This is a genomic window from Streptomyces sp. ITFR-16 (assembly GCF_031844705.1).
Classification (GTDB): domain Bacteria; phylum Actinomycetota; class Actinomycetes; order Streptomycetales; family Streptomycetaceae; genus Streptomyces.
Genome location: NZ_CP134609.1, coordinates 5324949 through 5340145, shown reverse-complemented (window position 1 = coordinate 5340145; position 15197 = coordinate 5324949). Strand labels below are relative to the sequence as shown.

Sequence of the window (15197 nt, the reverse complement as noted above, 5' to 3'; positions counted from 1 at the left end):
CAACGGAGTGAACCACGACGACGCGGTAGTGGGGGCGACGGTATGAGTACGGACGACGAAGGCGCGGACAACGACGGCCCGGACGAGAGTGCGGAGGTGCTCCCCGAGGCGCCGCCGAATCGGCCGACCCTCCAGGAGTGGCTGGTGATCTTCGGGGCTCCCCTGGCGATCTGCGCCGTCCTGGCGCTGCCCTTCCGTTCGGCCCTGTACGTGCTGTTCGCGGGGAGGTCCGCGACGGTCGTCGGCGAAGGGCCGTGCGTCAAGGGCGGCGGCATCACGGGCCCGGCCTCGTCCTGCCAGGGATCGTGGCAGTTCGCCGACGGGAGCAGCGGCTCCGGCACGATCCACTCCTTGTCGGCCGGCACCGGCGACACCGTCCTCGCAGCCGGCGGCTGGGCCTACTCCTCGCTCGGCTCGGTGTGGCACCCGGCGGGGATCTACTTCTTCATCGTGGCCGTGTCGGTGGTGGCGAACACGATCACCTGGGTCAGCCACTTCCGGCAGGACCGGCGGGAGCGGACGCGCACGCTGCGGGAGCCGTTCGGGTAAGTCCTCGGGGACCGGGCCTTCGACGGCCCGGACGGCTGATGTGCGGCGGAAATGCCGACATCGGGCGTGCGTCGTAGCGCTCTTCGTACGAGCGACGAATCCGCGCGGAAGGACGTTCTGAACGAGCTGGGCGACGACGGGCTCCATGAGGTCGCCGGGCTGCTGGACACGGATGCGGAGGGCGCGCGGCGGTTCGCCGGCGAGACGGTCACCGCCACCGAGGAGGCGCCCCCGCCCGAGGTGGAGCCGGGGCTGACCGGGGTGGCGACGCTGGATACGGCCCGGCAGGGCGCGGAACGGTTGCACGACCGGGCAACTTCTTTGCCTCGCGGGCCTCGCGCAGGCTCCTGGGCCTCCCTGACGCTTCCCTCGGGCCGGGTGCTCCGTGACCGCTGCGCAGGCACCACGATGTGCAGCTTGCCGTCGGTCTCGGCCGCCGCCGGAACGGCCGGCCCCGGGCTCCCGCCCCCGGGGTGCCGACCGGCCGGGGACGCGGTCGAGGCGGCCCTGCGCCCCGCACTCTGCGAGGACGAGGAATTGGACGCCGAGAGCCCGGACGCACAAGCCGCCTTGGAGCCCCGGAGGCATGCCGATTCTTCCCGCGACGGTCCGTTCCTGCCGCCTGCCGCGCGTCGCACGGCAGGCGGTGCGCTCTACTCCGCCGCGTCGAGTACGGACGCCACGGCCAGGGCGATGCGGTCGATCCAGTTGATCGCGTCCGTGACGTCGTGCTCGGTGATGGGACGCCGCTGCTTGAGATCGCCGTCCGTCAGGTCCGCGTCGTGCGCGATTCTGTTGCGACGGTCCGTGATGGCGACGTACTGCTTCTTGAGCGTCTTCTCGGTGTACGTGGTGCGGTTGCCGTGCCACGTACTGATCTGCTTGGCCGCGCCCTGCCAGATGTTCGCGTCGGTGACCATCTTCAGCGCTTCGGAGATCTTCCCCGGGTTCTGGAGCGAGGCGTTGGCCCACTGATCCTTGACATGCTCGACGACGGCCTCGGCCAGCTCGATGTCACCACGCCGCACCGCTTCGACCCGGTGGAGCGGAATCTCGTAGTTCCGGAGCCGCTGCGGCATGTCGGGGCTGTCCATGGCGGCCAGTTCGGCCACACGACGGTACAGCTCCTCGTGGAACCAGTGGTCGATGGCCGCCACCGCCTGCACCCAGGCCGCGCGGTAGAAGTCGTCCACGTCCACCGTCGCCGGCTGGAAGGGCGCAAGATAGCGCCCCGCGTCCACCATCTTGCGCGCATAGGCCATGTTCGTGGTGAATGCCTCGAACTGGCTGGTGGTCGGCCTGGGAATGGCCATCCTGGAGCCCCCGTACTGTCGGAAAACCTCATCCGTCGGTGCTGAACCGCGTCAACAGGTTTGGCGACAGCAGGGGGACTCGTCAAGCCGATTGCCGGCTCACGGAGCGTCTGCGTCCGGTTCATGCTCCGCAGCACGTTCCTCGAACCGGTCCGGAAGTGCCGCATCGAGTCGTGAACCACGGCTCTGCGCGACACGCAGGACCTGCCCCAGCGACTCGGTCAGCCTGCCGGCGAGGAAGCGGATCTGCGGCCCGGTGACTTCCCCGTCGGCCAGCAGGTCGGCGGCGTGGCCGAGGAGTTCGTCCGCCATGCCGAGTTGGACGCATTCCACGTTGTCGGCCGTGCGCGACACGTAGCCGGTGCCGTCGCCCAAGACGTAGCAGGGCTTCCCGCCCTCACCCGTCCACGGCAACAGCCGCATGGCGGGGGCCTCGGCGCGGTCGGCGTGTTCACTGGTCGTCCTCATGCCGACACTCCGCCCACGTGGCCGAGGTGCAGGCCGCGCACGGCGACCCTCAGTCCCTCGCGACTGATGCGCAGCCGCCTCGCCTCGGCGGCGCGCCGCTCGGCCACCTGACGCTCGTGCGCCACGAAGTACGGGCGCACCAACGGACTGTCCTCGCCACGCGGAGGGCGCTCGCCGGTGCGGTAGGCCGTCGGCCCGCCGACGTAGGCACAGGAGTAGGGGTAGACGTAGGCGTACGGGTCGAGCGGGTGCCGTCGACGCCGTACGGAGACCAGCAATAGCCGTGCCGGCTTCAGGAGCCGGGCGATAGCGTGCTTCATGTCAGCCTGCTTTCTGGGGGGTGACCATGCCCCCGGACCGGTTGCGTCGGTCGCGGGGGTCTCTCGGATTCCTCGTTCGAGGTCTCCGCTTCTTTCCGTAGCGAACTCATCACAGAGTGGGGTCGTTCGTCGCTACGCTGCCAGGGGGTCGGGGATGACAGCGCGTCCGTCAAGACGGGGAGTTGGAGCACATGGGCACGAAGCAGGGGCCGCGCACGCCGAGGCAGAAGTACGGCGAGGAGCTGCGGTTACGGCGTGCGGCAGCGGGGCTGACGCAGGAGGCCCTGAGCGAGATGGTGGTCTGCTCACCGACTCTCATCAGCCACTACGAGGCGGGGCGGCGGCTGCCCAGTCCGGAGGATGCGCGGCGGATCGACCAGGCGCTGGGGACGGACGGGTTCTTCGAGCGGTGGCTGGAGGACCTGGAGACGAAGTACGACGAAAACTTCGCGGCCGTGGCGGAGCTGGAACAGCAGGCGGTTCTCATCCAGCAGTTCGCATTGACACTTGTGCCTGGCCTGTTGCAGACGGACGACTACGCGCGTGCCCTGTTCGAGGCGTACCGCCCCAACCACCGCAAGGAGGATATTGACAAGGAGGTCGTCATTCGAACGGAACGTGCCCGCGTACTCGACGGCCCGTTGAATCCAGTGGTGTGGACGCTACTGGACGAGGCCGTGCTGCGGCGGCGGGTCGGTGGCTCACAGGTGATGGCCGCGCAGCTGCGGAAGATCGCGGATCTTGCCGCAGCAGGACGGCTGCGACTGCACGTGCTGCCGTTCGAGGCCGGGGCTCACTCTCTTCAGCAGAGCCTGCTGACACTGATGAGCTTCTCCGATTCCGCGCCGGTGGCGTACGTCGAAGCCTTCCAGACAGGCAACCTGATGGATGATCCACGCTTGGTGGCGTTCAGTCGCACGGCCTACGATCTCGCTCTGGGCGATGCGTTGTCGCACCAGGAGTCGGTGGCCCGTGTGCGGGCCGCAGCGGAGGAGCACGAACATGGTCAGCAGTAGGCGGAGCATCGCGGACGCGTCCACCCTCACGGGCTGGTTCAAGTCCACCTACAGCGGCGGGAATCAGGGCGAGTGCCTTGAGGTCGCCCGCGGCCACGCCACCGTCCCCGTCCGCGACAGCAAGGCCGCCGACGGTCCGGCCGTGGTCTTCTCCGCAGACGGCTGGTCCTCGTTCGTCACCGCGCTCAAGAACGAGCGTCTCTCCGCCTGATCGGACCCTGCATGGGGCGGTCCCGACGACGTGACTCGGCCGGGGCCGCCGAGCCGCTTTCACGTGCGGGACAGGAACTCCGCTCGCAGGTCCCGGTCGCGCAGCAGCCCCAGGGTCTCCTCCTCGCAGAGGAACGACAACTCCGCTGCGCGATGCGCGGCTTGGTGGAACATCGCCACCAGCGCGTCCGCGAGCGGACGGTTCCAGGCCACCCGGACGATCTCCGCCGCCCTGCCGTGCTGCCCCTTGTCGGTGGCGATGCGCCACAGCTCCACCGACTGTTTGGCGGTTCCGTACGCTGTTCTGCGTCCATCGACCAAAACGCCACGGTCGTTGAGCCCGAACACGGCTATGCAGGCGTCACCCTGCGGTCTGCCTCGACGGTCTGCTCGGTGTACGTAGTGAGGTGCGCCGCCGTGTCCGGGGGCAGCGGAGCCCGTTCCAGCCGGATCACTCCGCCTCGCCGTCCTCTCCGTCCCCGATCTCTTCGGAGAGACGGTGGAGTTGGGCGGACATCTCGTGGACCCGCGCGGCTGGTGAGCAGTTCCTTGAGCTTCTTGTAGCGCTCGACCGTCTCCGGTGAGGTGTCCCCCTCGTAAACCCGGGACTCCAGCGCCACGAACTCGGCACGGCGGCGCTCGGCCTGCTCGGAGTACGGGGTGTCGAGCCCGAAGAGTTCGGAGAGGACCGCGTCGTCACCGCTGCCGTAGACCACTCGTTCGTACAGGTCCTCCGGGACGACCTCGGGTGCCGCGTCCTCTTCCACGCCCGGCAGACGGATCAGGCCGCCGGGATCGGCCGCTTGGCAGATGTAGGGGCTGTGGGTCGTCACGATGAACTGGATGTTGGGGAAGTGTTCGGTCAGCCAGGGACCGATGCGGCGTTGCCAGGAGACGTGGAGGTGAGCGTCGATCTCATCGATGATGACAACACCGGGTACGTGGAGAAGACTGGGGCCGCCCTCGCCGTCGTCTCCGCTGAACGCTTCGTCGCCGAAGGCATCGTGAATCTGCTTGAGGAGGTCGACGACGAGCGCGGCGACTGTGCGGAATCCGTCGCTCATCTCCCGTAGCGGGTACCGATGGCCGTCGCGGGTCACCCACAGACCTTCGGAGTCGACGTCCTCCACTCGGTAGCCGTCGGGAAGCAGTCCGTGGCCCAGGACCGACAGCGCTGCCCGTTTGAGTGCCGCGGCCCCCTCTCGGCCTTCGAGCGCCCGCAGGTGCTGCTCGATCAGCCAGGCGACGCCTTCGGCCAGTGAGGCGTCCTCGTGGAACAGGCTCGCCTGCCGGGCCACCGGGCCGGAGGCCAGCATCAGCCGCTGGACCTCGCCCGATCCCCCGGCCATGCGCCGGAAGGGACCGTAGGCGGCGCAGAACCAGCCCACGGGGTTGTCGGCCCACGGGCCGCGTTGAGCGGGGGTAGCACTCTTCGCGTTGGGGTTCTGCCTGATGCCTTCGAGGGCCGGCTGAGCGCTCTTACGGCTGCTTGTGCCCTCGGTCGGAGCCGTCCAGCGCAGCCCTGCCCGGAAGTTGGTCTGGGTGCGCCCGGACGCACTGAACTTGTCGAAGGCCGCATCCCTGACGATCTTCGCTTGCGCCGAGCTCTCGACGGCCCCGCGGGACATCCAGTTCTCGAACCCATGAACCAGCCCCCGCGCGGCGGCCGGCCCGCTGAGAGCCAGGGCCAGCGCCCGCAGCAGCGTCGTCTTTCCCGAGCCGTTCCGTCCAGCGAGGACCGTCCAGCCGGCGTGCGTCCCGTCCGGGCGGGTGAGCGTCAGGTCGACGACGCGCGAACCGTGGAACGACTTGATGTTCTCGACGTACACGCGGGAGACGTACATGAGTGACGGTTCCATCCGGTGTGGGAGGGGCGGGGCGGGCTATTCCGGCTCTGCGCCGGCCGGGATTTCGCCGCCCAGCGCCTCGGCGATCGCGGCGAACTCGCTGAGTGCGGCCTGGAGGTCCTGGACGATCTCGGCGGCGATCACCTCGGGCGGCAGAAGGCTGTCGGCGTCCTCAAGCGCCGGGTCCTTCATCCAGGTCAGGTCGAGATTGACCTTGTCCCGCTTGATCAGTTCGTCGTACGTGTACGCCTTGAACCGGCCGCCTTCCTCGGCTGAGGTGTCCACGCGATCGGACAGGTTCTCCCCGTACGCCTGGACGAAGTCCTCCAGATCGGCCCGGGTGAGCGGCCGTTGCTTCAGCGTGAAGTGCTTGGCGGTGCGGAGGTCGTAGACCCAGACCTTGGAGGTGTGCGGCTTGCCGTCGGCGCGCGGGGTCTTCTTCTCGAAGAAGAGGACGTTGGCCTTCACTCCGCCAGCGTAGAAGATCCCGGTGGGCAGGCGGAGGATCGTGTGCAGGTTGAACTCGTCGAGCAGGCGTCGGCGGATCTTCTCGCCCGCGCCGCCCTCGAAGAGGACGTTGTCGGGGAGGACGACGGCGGCACGGCCGTCGATGGCCGTCAGCGACATGATGTGCTGGAGGAAGTTGAGCTGCTTGTTGGTGGTGGTGGCACGGAAGTCGTCCCGGTCGTAGGAGATGTCTTCCTTCTCGGCCTTGCCTTCGGAGCCGATGATCGTGATCGCGGACTTCTTGCCGAAGGGGGGGTTGGCGAGGACGAGCGATGCGTGCTTGTTGGTCGGCTTCTTGGCGAGCGCGTCGCCGACATCGATCAGGCTCTTGCCCTCGCTGCTGCCGATACCGTGGAGCAGCAGGTTCATCGCGGCGAGACGGGCGGTGCCCGGGACGAGTTCGTTGCCCCAGATCTTGCGCTGCCCCAAGGCGAGTCGCTGCTCGCGGGTCAGGTCCTTCATGTGGTGCTTGCGGATGTAGGAGTGCGCGGCAATGAGGAAGCCGCCGGTTCCGCACGCGGGGTCGGTGATGGTGTCCTCGGGGCGGGGGCGCATCACCTCGACGATCGCGTCGATGAGGGGGCGGGGGGTGAAGTACTGGCCGGCGCCGGTCTTGGTGTCCTCCGCGCCCTTGGCGAGCAGTCCTTCGTACGCGTCGCCCTTGAGGTCGGCGTCGCCAACCGTCCAGCTCTGCCTGCCGATCAGGTCTACGACGAGTTTTTCGAGCAGGGCGGGTTCGGTGATCCGGTTCTGGGCCTTGGTGAAGATCGTGCCGAGGGTGGTGCCTGGCCGAGTACCGAGGGCGTCGAGGACGTTGCGGTAGTGGAGTTCGAGCGCCTTGCCCTTCTTGGTGGCGATCGACTTCCAGTCGTACTCCTTGGGCACGATCTCTGCGGCGTCCTCTTCCGAGAAGGGGTCGTCGTTGAGCTCATCGACCATCTTGAGGAAGAGCAGATAGGAGAGCTGCTCGACGTACTCGATGGTGGAGAGGCCGTTGTCGCGGAGGACGTTGCAGTAGTTCCAGAGCTTGGCGACGAGGCTGTTGGTCTGGGCCGCGGCGTGGGGCGCGAGGACGATGTTGTCCTGGACGGGGGCGGTCGCCTGGCCTTCACCGTCGCCTTCGGCGGGGCGAGGGTCCGGCCCCTGATCCGGGGTGGCGGTGGATGTCGTGGTCGCGGTCACAGGTCGAACTCCTGCTGTACGGCGTGGGTGGGGGCGGCGGTGGGGCTGGGGGCAGGGACGCTCTCGGTGGGCGCGGCTGCGGGGGCCTTTTTCACCTTGCGGGGTGTGGCAGGGGTGCGGCGGGTGCGCTTGGCCTTGGGCTGGGCGGCACGCTCGGCCTGGATGCGGGCGAGGAGGGCGGAGGCGGGCTCGTCTGTGGGGTCCTGGGGGACGAGGTTGCCGGTGAAGGCGCGGTTGAGGATGGCCGAACGCAACGCGGAGGCCATACGTTCAATATTGCGATTGCCCTCAAAGATCTCCGATGCTGCTGTTAGCGCAGAGAGCTGCGTGTCAAGCACATCGACGATTCGCGCTTGGTCCTCGCCCGAGGGGACAGGGATCGACCAAGACGACAATTTCGCCGCCCCGAGATGATGAATTCCCACGCCCCGGGCGCCAGCACGGAAGTCACCCCGCAGAGCAGAGCAGCGGAGGAAGTAGAGCAAGTAGTGCGGGTTAATCCCCTTCGACCTGACCCTGATCAAGGTGTTCTGGAAGCAACAGTCCTCGATCTCACCGCTCCACATCGCCGGCTTGCCCACTTCTCCTGGACTGCCAGACGCTTCACTGAGTACGATGTCATTCTTCTCAAGCCGGTATGCCTCCAGCTCCTTGTCGGTAAAGTTCATCTTCTTCACATCGTCAAGGATCAATCCCTTCCAGCCGACGTTAGCGGCCCGCAGATAGGGGCGCATGCTGTCCCCTGCATGATTCTTGGGTGACCGCTGCCGCCCGAGTCGGACTTCAGCTACGTCACTCAGGCGGAGCGTCTTCGCGTCTTCGGTACCGAATTGGGTCGCCATAATTCGCACCATCAGCGCCTGGACCCTTGCGCGCGCATCTCGGAGGTTCCGTCCCGCCATGACCAAGTGGGAAAGATGGCCCTCCAATGCCTCCACGATGCGCCCCTGCTCCGCGAGGGGCGGCAGTGGCAGCCGAATCCCTTCCAGCATCTTCTGGTTAACCTTATAGATTCCCGCAGTGGTACGCGCCAACGATTCAATCTGACGACGCACCAACAGAGAATCCCACAGGCGCCCCAAGTACTTCGGAATGATGATTTCCGGGTTGACGCGCACCCGAACCATAGTGTCGGGAAAAGCAATAGGTACGGCGACATCACCCACGAGCCCGCCTCGCCCTACAAGTTTCCGAGAACCGTTACCACGACTCAACAAGTAGTCACCCTGTGTCACCAAGTAAGGTTTAGCCTCTTCCGCGCTCCACGAGCCTTCTTTAGACTCACCCAAGTCGATGGCGCCGTCTTTGATAGACGTAAGGCGAAGAACAGGAAACCCGCCATCCAGCGTCCGCACGGAGCGACCGTTGATCAACGGCTCACTCAGTACATCCGACAAGCGCACCGAAACCCACCCCGCCGGAAGTTCCTTCTCGCTCAAGCCAGTTCCCGATTCAGCTCAGTCAACAGATCCAGCGCCGGCTCTTTCCCGCCGAACGCCAACATGAAGCCGCGTCCTCTGCCGCGCTCCGTGAACGGCTCGTAGGAGAGTTCCGCCGGCTCTATGCCGACATCGGTGGCGACGACGTCGCGGATCTTCTCCAGCCACCACAGCTGCTCGTCCGTGAACTCGACGCCCGCCTGTCGCTGCCGCAGCAGCCACCCCTCGAAGCGCTCGTGGACCACCGTACGGTACGGGCGGAGCTCACTGTCCGCACCCAGCTCGTAACGGATCAGGCTGATCAGGTCTTCCGGCCCCGCGTCCCGGCTCTTCTGGGCGGCGGCCTTCTCCAGGTCCTCGTAGAAGCCCCACAGGACGCGCGGTGTCCAGGCCCGCCGGGATGCCCGGATCGTGGCCGCGAGCTCCTTGAGGGCCGCGCGGGCCTCGCTCGGGGAGACCGGGTTTCCGCTGCCCAGGGCGACCTGGATGGCCGCGTTGCGGTCGCGCTGCTCCTCCAGGAGCTCGTGCCACTCGTCCAGGTTCTCCCGGGCCCGCTGCTCGCGCGGGATCTCCTCGACCTTCGTCACCGTGACAGCCGTCGTCTCGTCGTACGTCAGGTCCTTGTCGCGGCGGATCTCCAGGATCTGCCGCCGCAGCTCGGGGTTGCCGGTGAGGACCGCCACCGCGTTCTCCACCAGTTCGCGGGCCGCCCCCGCCCCGCCCTGGCGCCTCGCCTCGTCCTGCGCGTCCACGTCCACCGCGTCCACGATTCCGCGGGCGATCTCCGCCAGGGTCGTGCCGCCTGCCGTGTTGGCCAGAAGCTCACGCTCCTCCGATCCCAGCTGCTGGTTCAGGCGGGACAAGCGGCGCTGGAGGATCTCGGCTTCCTCCGCGCTGATCGACCGGGAGCCCGTCTTGTCCAGCAGCTTCGCCAGCGAAACCTGGTTGCCCGTCGCCGGGATCAGGGGACGTGCGTCGACCAGAGGGCTGTCCGTGACTCCGGCCGCGTCGAGGAGGACGAAGCGGTCCTTCGTCACGTCCTCGTCCGCGTCCGGTGTGACCTCACGCAGCTCGGTCGCGTCGATGGTGCGTGCGCCCCGGCCCTTCATCTGCTCGAAGAGGACCGCGCTGCGCACCGCCCGCAGGAAGATCACGCATTCCAGGGCGCGTACGTCCGTACCCGTGGCGATCATGTCGACGGTGACCGCGATGCGCAGCCTGGGGGAATTACGCAGATCATTGATGAGCTCGTCAGGGTTCTCACCGTTCTGGCGGCTCTTGTAAGTGATCTTCTTTGCGAAATCGTCTCCGCGTCCGAAGACTTCCTTGGCCTGCTTGAGTACGTCCTCGGCGTGGTCCTCCCCCACCGCGAAGATCAGGGTTTTGGGCAGATCCTTGCGGCCGGGGAACCAGCGCTGCCAGTTGTTCCTGTACGTCGTGAGCACCGCGCGGATCTCGTCGACGGTGATCACCGAGCGGCCGATCTGGGCGGTGGTGTACGTCAGATCGTCGTCGAGCTCTTCGAGCCGCTGGGTCCTGGTCTTGCGGTCCTTGATCCGGACCGTCGTACCGGCCTCGATCTTCGCCCCGCCGTTCTCCCGCAGGTCGGTGTTGACCCGCACCACGTCGAAGTCGACGTTGACACCGTCGGCAACGGCCTGCTCGTAGGTGTACTCGGAGACCGTGTTCTGGTCGAAGAAGCCCCGCGTCTGGGCCGTCGGGGTGGCGGTGAGGCCGACCAGGTGGGCGTCGAAGTAGTCCAGGACACCGCGCCAGAGCCCGTAGATGGAACGGTGGCACTCGTCCACGACGATCAGGTCGAAGGACTCGGGGGGCACGTCCGGCTGGTACTCGACCTCGACGGGCCGGTCCGCGGCGTAGTCCATGTCGGGGTCGTCGACCGAGGTCACAGCGGCCTGCTGTCCCGCGTCGGTCGCGTCGTCGCCCGCGTCGTCGTCCGTCAGCTGCTCTCCCTTGAGCAGGGAGTACATCTTCTGGATGGTGCAGATCACGACGGACGAGGTGTCCTGGAGCCCCGCCGCGCCCAGGCGGTCCACGTTGTAGAGGTCGGAGAACTTCCGGCCGTCGTCAGGGGTGGTGTAGTTGCGGAACTCCGAAAGCGCCTGGCGGCCGAGGTTGTTGCGGTCCACGAGGAAGAGCACGCGTCGGGCGCCGGCGTGACGCAGCAGCCGGTACGTCTCCGTGACGGCGGTGAAGGTCTTGCCCGCGCCGGTCGCCATGTGGATCAGCGCGCGGGGCCGGTCCTGGCCGAGGGACTGCTCCAGGCCCGTGATCGCGTCGATCTGGGCGAGCCGCAGGCCGTACGGCTCCAGCTTCGGCATCCGGCGCAGACCGGCGCGGAAGGTCGGGGCACGGCGGTCCCCGGCACGCTCCATCCATGCGGCGACCGTCTCGGGACGGTGGAAGGAGAACACCTCGCGGGAGCGGGGGTCGGGGTCCAGGCGGTTGACGAAGTAGGTCTCGGCACCGGTGGTGGCGTAGCGGAAGGCGAAGGGCTCGCTCTCCCGCCACACGGCGAGGCTGTGCTCCTTGAGGACACCCTTGGCGTACCGCTCGTTCTGCGTGAGGGCGCTGGAGAGATGGTCACCCTCGCGCTTGGCCTCGATGACGCCGACGATCCTGCCGTCCACGTAGAGGACGTAGTCAGCGCGTCCGGACGCCAGGGTGAACTCCCGCACCGCGACTCCTCGTCCGGCGAGCGGGTTGAGGTCGTCACGGTCCTGGACCAGCCAGCCGGCGTCGGCGAGCATGGCGTCGATCCTGACTCGGGCCTGCACCTCGTTGAGAGGGGCCGGGCGCTGCGCACGGTGCACGATGGCATCGCGGGCGGCGGCGTTCACCCGGCGAGGCTGCTTGCGGTCGGTCTCGTACTGCGCCCGCTGCACGGTCCGCAGACTGACGATCTCCGCTTCCATCTCCACCAGGCGGGCGGCCAGCGCCTCCTTCGCCTGCTGGGCACTGACCATGAGTGCCTCGGCCTCGGAGCGCGCGCGGCGCTCGGCTTCCAGGCGGCCGGTGGACTCGCTCAGCTTGACCCGTGACTGGGCGAGGGCGTCGCGGTGGCCGTCGAGCGCTTCGCGCAGCTCGGCGATCTCCGCCGGGTCCGTGAGCGCCGGCAGGGCGGGCGGCACGAAGGCGGTGACCGTGCGCTTACCGGTCAGCGCACGGTGGTAGAAGACGCCGAGCTCGTAGCAGAGCCGTACGGCTTCGAGGGCGCGCGTGGTGTCGAAGAGGTGGGCGTGAGCGGCCTCGTTGCGCTCACGGCGCAGCTGGTCGAAGGCGTCATGGACGGGCGGGGTCAGTGCGCCGATGGTCGTCAGGGCATGGAGACGGTCGATCTGGCGCGTGCCCGCGACTCTGGTGCCCGTGCGCGTGACGAGTTCCTCGGCGAGGACCTCACCGAACTGGCCTGCCTGGACCTGTGCGGCATTCGGATTGCTGAAGACGTTCAGTTCCGCCTGGGCTCCGTAAAGAGCGAGGAGTGGCTGGTGCTGATAAAGAATCCCGAAATTCGGTGATGCCTTGGCCAGGCACCGAAGCCACTCGTCCATGCTGTTCCCACCCCGTTGGTACCGCCGTGCGGATCGTTCGGACGGTCGAGTCTACGAGACGAGAGCCGGGAGGTTCCTTCGAAATAGAGCCGCCCGGAATCGAGAGAACTCGGCCCCTCAGCGGAAAGCCCCGGAAGTGACGGAATGGGGCAGGAGCCAGCAGGACGAGCCGGTCCCTGCCCCAGGCGGAGCGGGTACTTGTGTCCCGGCCCGCTCAGCTCCCCGGGTTGAACGGCACGCCCTCAGGCAGTGCCTTCGTCAGCTGGTCGACGAAGCGGTCGTCCCTGATGCCGATCGTCGCCTTGCCGAAGTCCGCCGACACCAGCTTCTCGCGCAGGCCCTCCGGGTAGCCGTTCCAGCCGACCAGAGGGGCGTAGTGCCAGACGCCGAGGTGGTTCTCCGGGGGTTCGTCCTTGGCGGTGGCCTTGCGGAAGCAGTGGGTACTGGCCCCGTCCTTGTGGTAGACGACCTTCGGGTGCGTGCCGTCGAAGGGAACGTCGGCCGCCTTGTGGACCTTGAAGCCTCCGTGCGCCGAAGTCGCCACGTACTCCGCCTTGTTGTCGTGGACCCACACCACGACGTGTTCCCAGTCGTGCCGGTGGCCGCCGAAGAGGCCGCCGTCCGCCACCTGGTCCTTCTCGAAGTAGTACGTGTAGAGGACGGCGCACCAGCCGTTGTCGCACTTGGAGCGGGAGTAGGCGTTGCCGCTCTGCAGGTCGGACAGGTCACGGCAGTTGCCGTTCACCGCGCCGCCCAGCTTGAGGCCGGGGTTGATCGTGCCGTCGGGGCCGATGGCGGAGGTGGCGTAGCAGCCGTCCTTGTCGTAGTCCACGGCGGGCTGGAATGTGCGGTCCAGCTCGTCCGCGTTGCCGGGGAGGGCCGGCGGCGGCGCCGCGTGGGCCAGGGCGGCGCCGCCCAGGACCAGGGTGAGGGCGGACAAGGTGACGGTCAGGCCGCGGCGCAGGGTGTGTCCTCGCCGGGCAGGTCGTATGTCGGGCATGGTGATTCCTTCGGGCGTGCGTGGGGGGGGTGGAGGGGGTGGAGGGGGCAGGCAGGACGTCAGCTGTCCTGGGCCGCGTTCAGCAGGTCGAGCGCGCTGTGCTGGCAGCCGTTGCCCAGGTCCTTGCGGGGGCCGGCCCAGTGGGGGCCGTACTGGTCCAGGCTGTTGCGGTTCTTGGCGTACGCGGTGTCCGCCTGGCGGTCCAGATAGGCGCTGTACGGGTGGTCCGGGAGGGCCTTGTTGAGGAGTCCGAGCCCCCTGGCGTAGGCCCCCTTGAACGAGTCGCCGTTCGACGTGCACCCTGTCCCGTCCGGCTCGTACGGCTCGTGGAGCGTGCCGCCCGGGTTGAGGTAGCCGGAGGAGGTGGAGGTGTCGGCCAGGGTGCGGGCGCTGTCCAGGTACGACGCGTCGCCGGTGGCCCGGTTGAGCTCGGCCAGGCCGGCGAGGATCACGCCCTGGTTGTACGTCCAGGTCGTGTCGCCGTTGTTGGAGCAGTCGTCCTTCAGGCCGTCGTTGACCGTGTTGCCGGAGTTGATCAGGCCGCTGCCCTTGAACCAGTTCCACCCGTCCTTGGCGCGCTGGAGGTAGGTGGTGTCGCCGCCGATCCGGTTGTGCAGCGCGGCACTGAGCTGGATGTACAGCTCGTTGGTGATGGCGTTCTTGTAGGCCTTGTCGGTCGCCCACTGCACCCCGCCGCCGCACTTGGACGTCCAGTAGGAGGCCATGTGGTCGGCGTCCTTGCGGGCGGTGTCCAGGTAGCGCTGTTCGCCGGTCAGGTCGTACGCCGCGACCCAGGCCAGGCCCCACCAGCCGGTGTCGTCCAGATAGGAGTTGGTGAAGTCGCCGCCCTCCGCACCGATGAGCTTCTCGTACGTGGTGGAGATGGCGTACTTGTAGCTCGGCATGTGGCTGATCCGGATGTTGTCGATCACCGAGGTGAGCGCGGTGGCCGAGGTCCACCAGCCCGCGAACTTCCCGGAACCCCGGTCGTAGTTCATCATCAGGGCCGTCGCCGCGGCCGTGCTCCGGCTGCCGGCGTTCCAGTCGACACGGGCCCAGCCGGTGCAGGAGATCTCCGCCCGGTCGCCGGCCTTGCCGCAGGCGCGGAGGGCTCCGATGCCGCCGGTGTTCCAGTCGTCGACGTTGTACATCTGCGAGCGCCAGCCGGTCCGGCCGGAGGGGATGGCGGTGGTGCCGAGCTTGCTGCCGGAGGACCATGTGCGCCCGCCGTCGAAGGAGCGGTCCAGCCACACCTGATCGCCCGCCGAGCCGCTGTCGATCGAGGCCCAGCCCATGACATCGTTGTCAGAGAGGTGCAGGGCAATGGATCGCCCGTAGAGGGAGGCGGTGACGGGGACCCGGTCACCGGTGGCGTTCGCCGGATCGCGGGCATCGCAGTACTTGTTGCAGAGCTGCGCGGCGGCCGACGCGCCGGCCTGCCCGGCGACGGAGAGCGCGCCGAAAGCCAGCACGGCGGCGAGGGACGAGGACAGCAGGGTGTTTCTCGCGCGGCGGCGAGAGGGGACGAGGAGCATCGGGAGTCCTCCGGCGGGTCCGATGAGGGGTGGGGGGTGGCTCGGCGCCAGAGAACCGGTCCCGCCGACTCCGCGTCAAGGGTGCGGAGCGGCATCGGCTGACAACGGTGCAGGTCAACAACTTTTATGGGCCCGGGATTTGGGCCCGGGGGGCCCAAGGGCCCATGCCCGCCGCAGGCCCTCGCCGGGGCACGCCCCGACTGCCGCCCCTCCGCGCCTGACGGCAGGTCCGAATCGCC

The 15197-nt window shown here is 67.9% G+C and carries 13 protein-coding genes; 3 read left to right on the top strand and 10 right to left on the bottom strand.

Annotated elements, in window-relative coordinates; all coding sequences use genetic code 11:
* Positions 1 to 42 precede the first annotated feature (42 nt).
* Positions 43 to 549 carry a hypothetical protein gene (locus RLT58_RS23665; protein ID WP_311312374.1) on the top strand — a complete coding sequence of 169 codons (507 nt, stop codon included), beginning with the start codon at positions 43 to 45 and terminating at the stop codon, positions 547 to 549.
* A 653-nt stretch (positions 550 to 1202) separates the two neighbouring features.
* On the opposite strand, the gene RLT58_RS23660 is transcribed toward RLT58_RS23665, so the two are convergent.
* The 3 genes from RLT58_RS23660 to RLT58_RS23650 form a co-directional block, all read right to left on the bottom strand.
* Positions 1203 to 1862, bottom strand: coding sequence for a hypothetical protein (locus RLT58_RS23660; protein ID WP_311305621.1), 660 nt, complete (start codon positions 1860 to 1862; stop codon positions 1203 to 1205).
* A gap of 99 nt (positions 1863 to 1961) precedes the next feature.
* On the bottom strand, positions 1962 to 2330 hold the full coding sequence (locus RLT58_RS23655; RefSeq protein ID WP_311312373.1) for a hypothetical protein: 369 nt from the start codon (positions 2328 to 2330) through the stop codon (positions 1962 to 1964).
* The gene (locus tag RLT58_RS23650) at positions 2327 to 2650 is read right to left on the bottom strand and encodes a hypothetical protein (protein WP_311312372.1); all 324 of its coding nucleotides are present in this window, start codon (positions 2648 to 2650) and stop codon (positions 2327 to 2329) included. Before RLT58_RS23650 ends, RLT58_RS23655 begins: the two co-directional genes overlap by 4 nt.
* A 191-nt stretch (positions 2651 to 2841) precedes the next feature.
* On the opposite strand from RLT58_RS23650, the gene RLT58_RS23645 reads away from it, so the two are divergent.
* Positions 2842 to 3666 carry a helix-turn-helix domain-containing protein gene (locus tag RLT58_RS23645; RefSeq protein ID WP_311312371.1) on the top strand — a complete coding sequence of 275 codons (825 nt, stop codon included), beginning with the start codon at positions 2842 to 2844 and terminating at the stop codon, positions 3664 to 3666.
* Positions 3653 to 3877 (top strand): DUF397 domain-containing protein, encoded by a 225-nt coding sequence (locus RLT58_RS23640; RefSeq protein WP_311305617.1) that lies wholly within the window; start codon positions 3653 to 3655, stop codon positions 3875 to 3877. Before RLT58_RS23645 ends, RLT58_RS23640 begins: the two co-directional genes overlap by 14 nt.
* Positions 3878 to 3936: 59 nt before the next feature.
* On the opposite strand, the gene RLT58_RS23635 is transcribed toward RLT58_RS23640, so the two are convergent.
* The 7 genes from RLT58_RS23635 to RLT58_RS23605 all read right to left on the bottom strand — a co-directional run bounded on the left by RLT58_RS23635 (position 3937) and on the right by RLT58_RS23605 (position 14958).
* Complete coding sequence (locus RLT58_RS23635; protein ID WP_311312370.1) at positions 3937 to 4152, bottom strand: hypothetical protein; 216 nt, start codon at positions 4150 to 4152, stop codon at positions 3937 to 3939.
* A gap of 74 nt (positions 4153 to 4226) precedes the next feature.
* Positions 4227 to 5720 (bottom strand): AAA family ATPase, encoded by a 1494-nt coding sequence (locus RLT58_RS23630; protein ID WP_311312369.1) that lies wholly within the window; start codon positions 5718 to 5720, stop codon positions 4227 to 4229.
* Between the two features lie 39 nt (positions 5721 to 5759).
* The gene (locus tag RLT58_RS23625; RefSeq protein ID WP_399131673.1) at positions 5760 to 7412 is read right to left on the bottom strand and encodes a type I restriction-modification system subunit M; all 1653 of its coding nucleotides are present in this window, start codon (positions 7410 to 7412) and stop codon (positions 5760 to 5762) included.
* Positions 7409 to 8851 (bottom strand): restriction endonuclease subunit S, encoded by a 1443-nt coding sequence (locus RLT58_RS23620; RefSeq protein WP_311312368.1) that lies wholly within the window; start codon positions 8849 to 8851, stop codon positions 7409 to 7411. The genes RLT58_RS23625 and RLT58_RS23620 overlap by 4 nt, the downstream gene beginning before the upstream one ends.
* Positions 8848 to 12423 (bottom strand): DEAD/DEAH box helicase family protein, encoded by a 3576-nt coding sequence (locus RLT58_RS23615; RefSeq protein ID WP_311312367.1) that lies wholly within the window; start codon positions 12421 to 12423, stop codon positions 8848 to 8850. The genes RLT58_RS23620 and RLT58_RS23615 overlap by 4 nt, the downstream gene beginning before the upstream one ends.
* A gap of 214 nt (positions 12424 to 12637) precedes the next feature.
* Entirely contained in the window at positions 12638 to 13423 is a 786-nt protein-coding gene (locus RLT58_RS23610) for an NPP1 family protein (RefSeq protein ID WP_311312366.1), read from the bottom strand.
* A gap of 59 nt (positions 13424 to 13482) precedes the next feature.
* Positions 13483 to 14958 (bottom strand): glycoside hydrolase family 76 protein, encoded by a 1476-nt coding sequence (locus RLT58_RS23605; protein WP_311312365.1) that lies wholly within the window; start codon positions 14956 to 14958, stop codon positions 13483 to 13485.
* Positions 14959 to 15197 lie beyond the last annotated feature (239 nt).

Bases quoted from the DNA above. Each gene is read 5' to 3' on its own strand.
- RLT58_RS23630 (WP_311312369.1), bottom strand. From the start codon at position 5,720: ATGTACGTCTCCCGCGTGTACGTCGAGAACATCAAGTCGTTCCACGGT.
- RLT58_RS23605 (WP_311312365.1), bottom strand. From the start codon at position 14,958: ATGCTCCTCGTCCCCTCTCGCCGCCGCGCGAGAAACACCCTGCTGTCC.
- RLT58_RS23640 (WP_311305617.1), top strand. From the start codon at position 3,653: ATGGTCAGCAGTAGGCGGAGCATCGCGGACGCGTCCACCCTCACGGGC.
- RLT58_RS23610 (WP_311312366.1), bottom strand. From the start codon at position 13,423: ATGCCCGACATACGACCTGCCCGGCGAGGACACACCCTGCGCCGCGGC.
- RLT58_RS23660 (WP_311305621.1), bottom strand. From the start codon at position 1,862: ATGGCCATTCCCAGGCCGACCACCAGCCAGTTCGAGGCATTCACCACG.
- RLT58_RS23650 (WP_311312372.1), bottom strand. From the start codon at position 2,650: ATGAAGCACGCTATCGCCCGGCTCCTGAAGCCGGCACGGCTATTGCTG.
- RLT58_RS23645 (WP_311312371.1), top strand. From the start codon at position 2,842: ATGGGCACGAAGCAGGGGCCGCGCACGCCGAGGCAGAAGTACGGCGAG.
- RLT58_RS23655 (WP_311312373.1), bottom strand. From the start codon at position 2,330: ATGAGGACGACCAGTGAACACGCCGACCGCGCCGAGGCCCCCGCCATG.
- RLT58_RS23615 (WP_311312367.1), bottom strand. From the start codon at position 12,423: ATGGACGAGTGGCTTCGGTGCCTGGCCAAGGCATCACCGAATTTCGGG.
- RLT58_RS23665 (WP_311312374.1), top strand. From the start codon at position 43: ATGAGTACGGACGACGAAGGCGCGGACAACGACGGCCCGGACGAGAGT.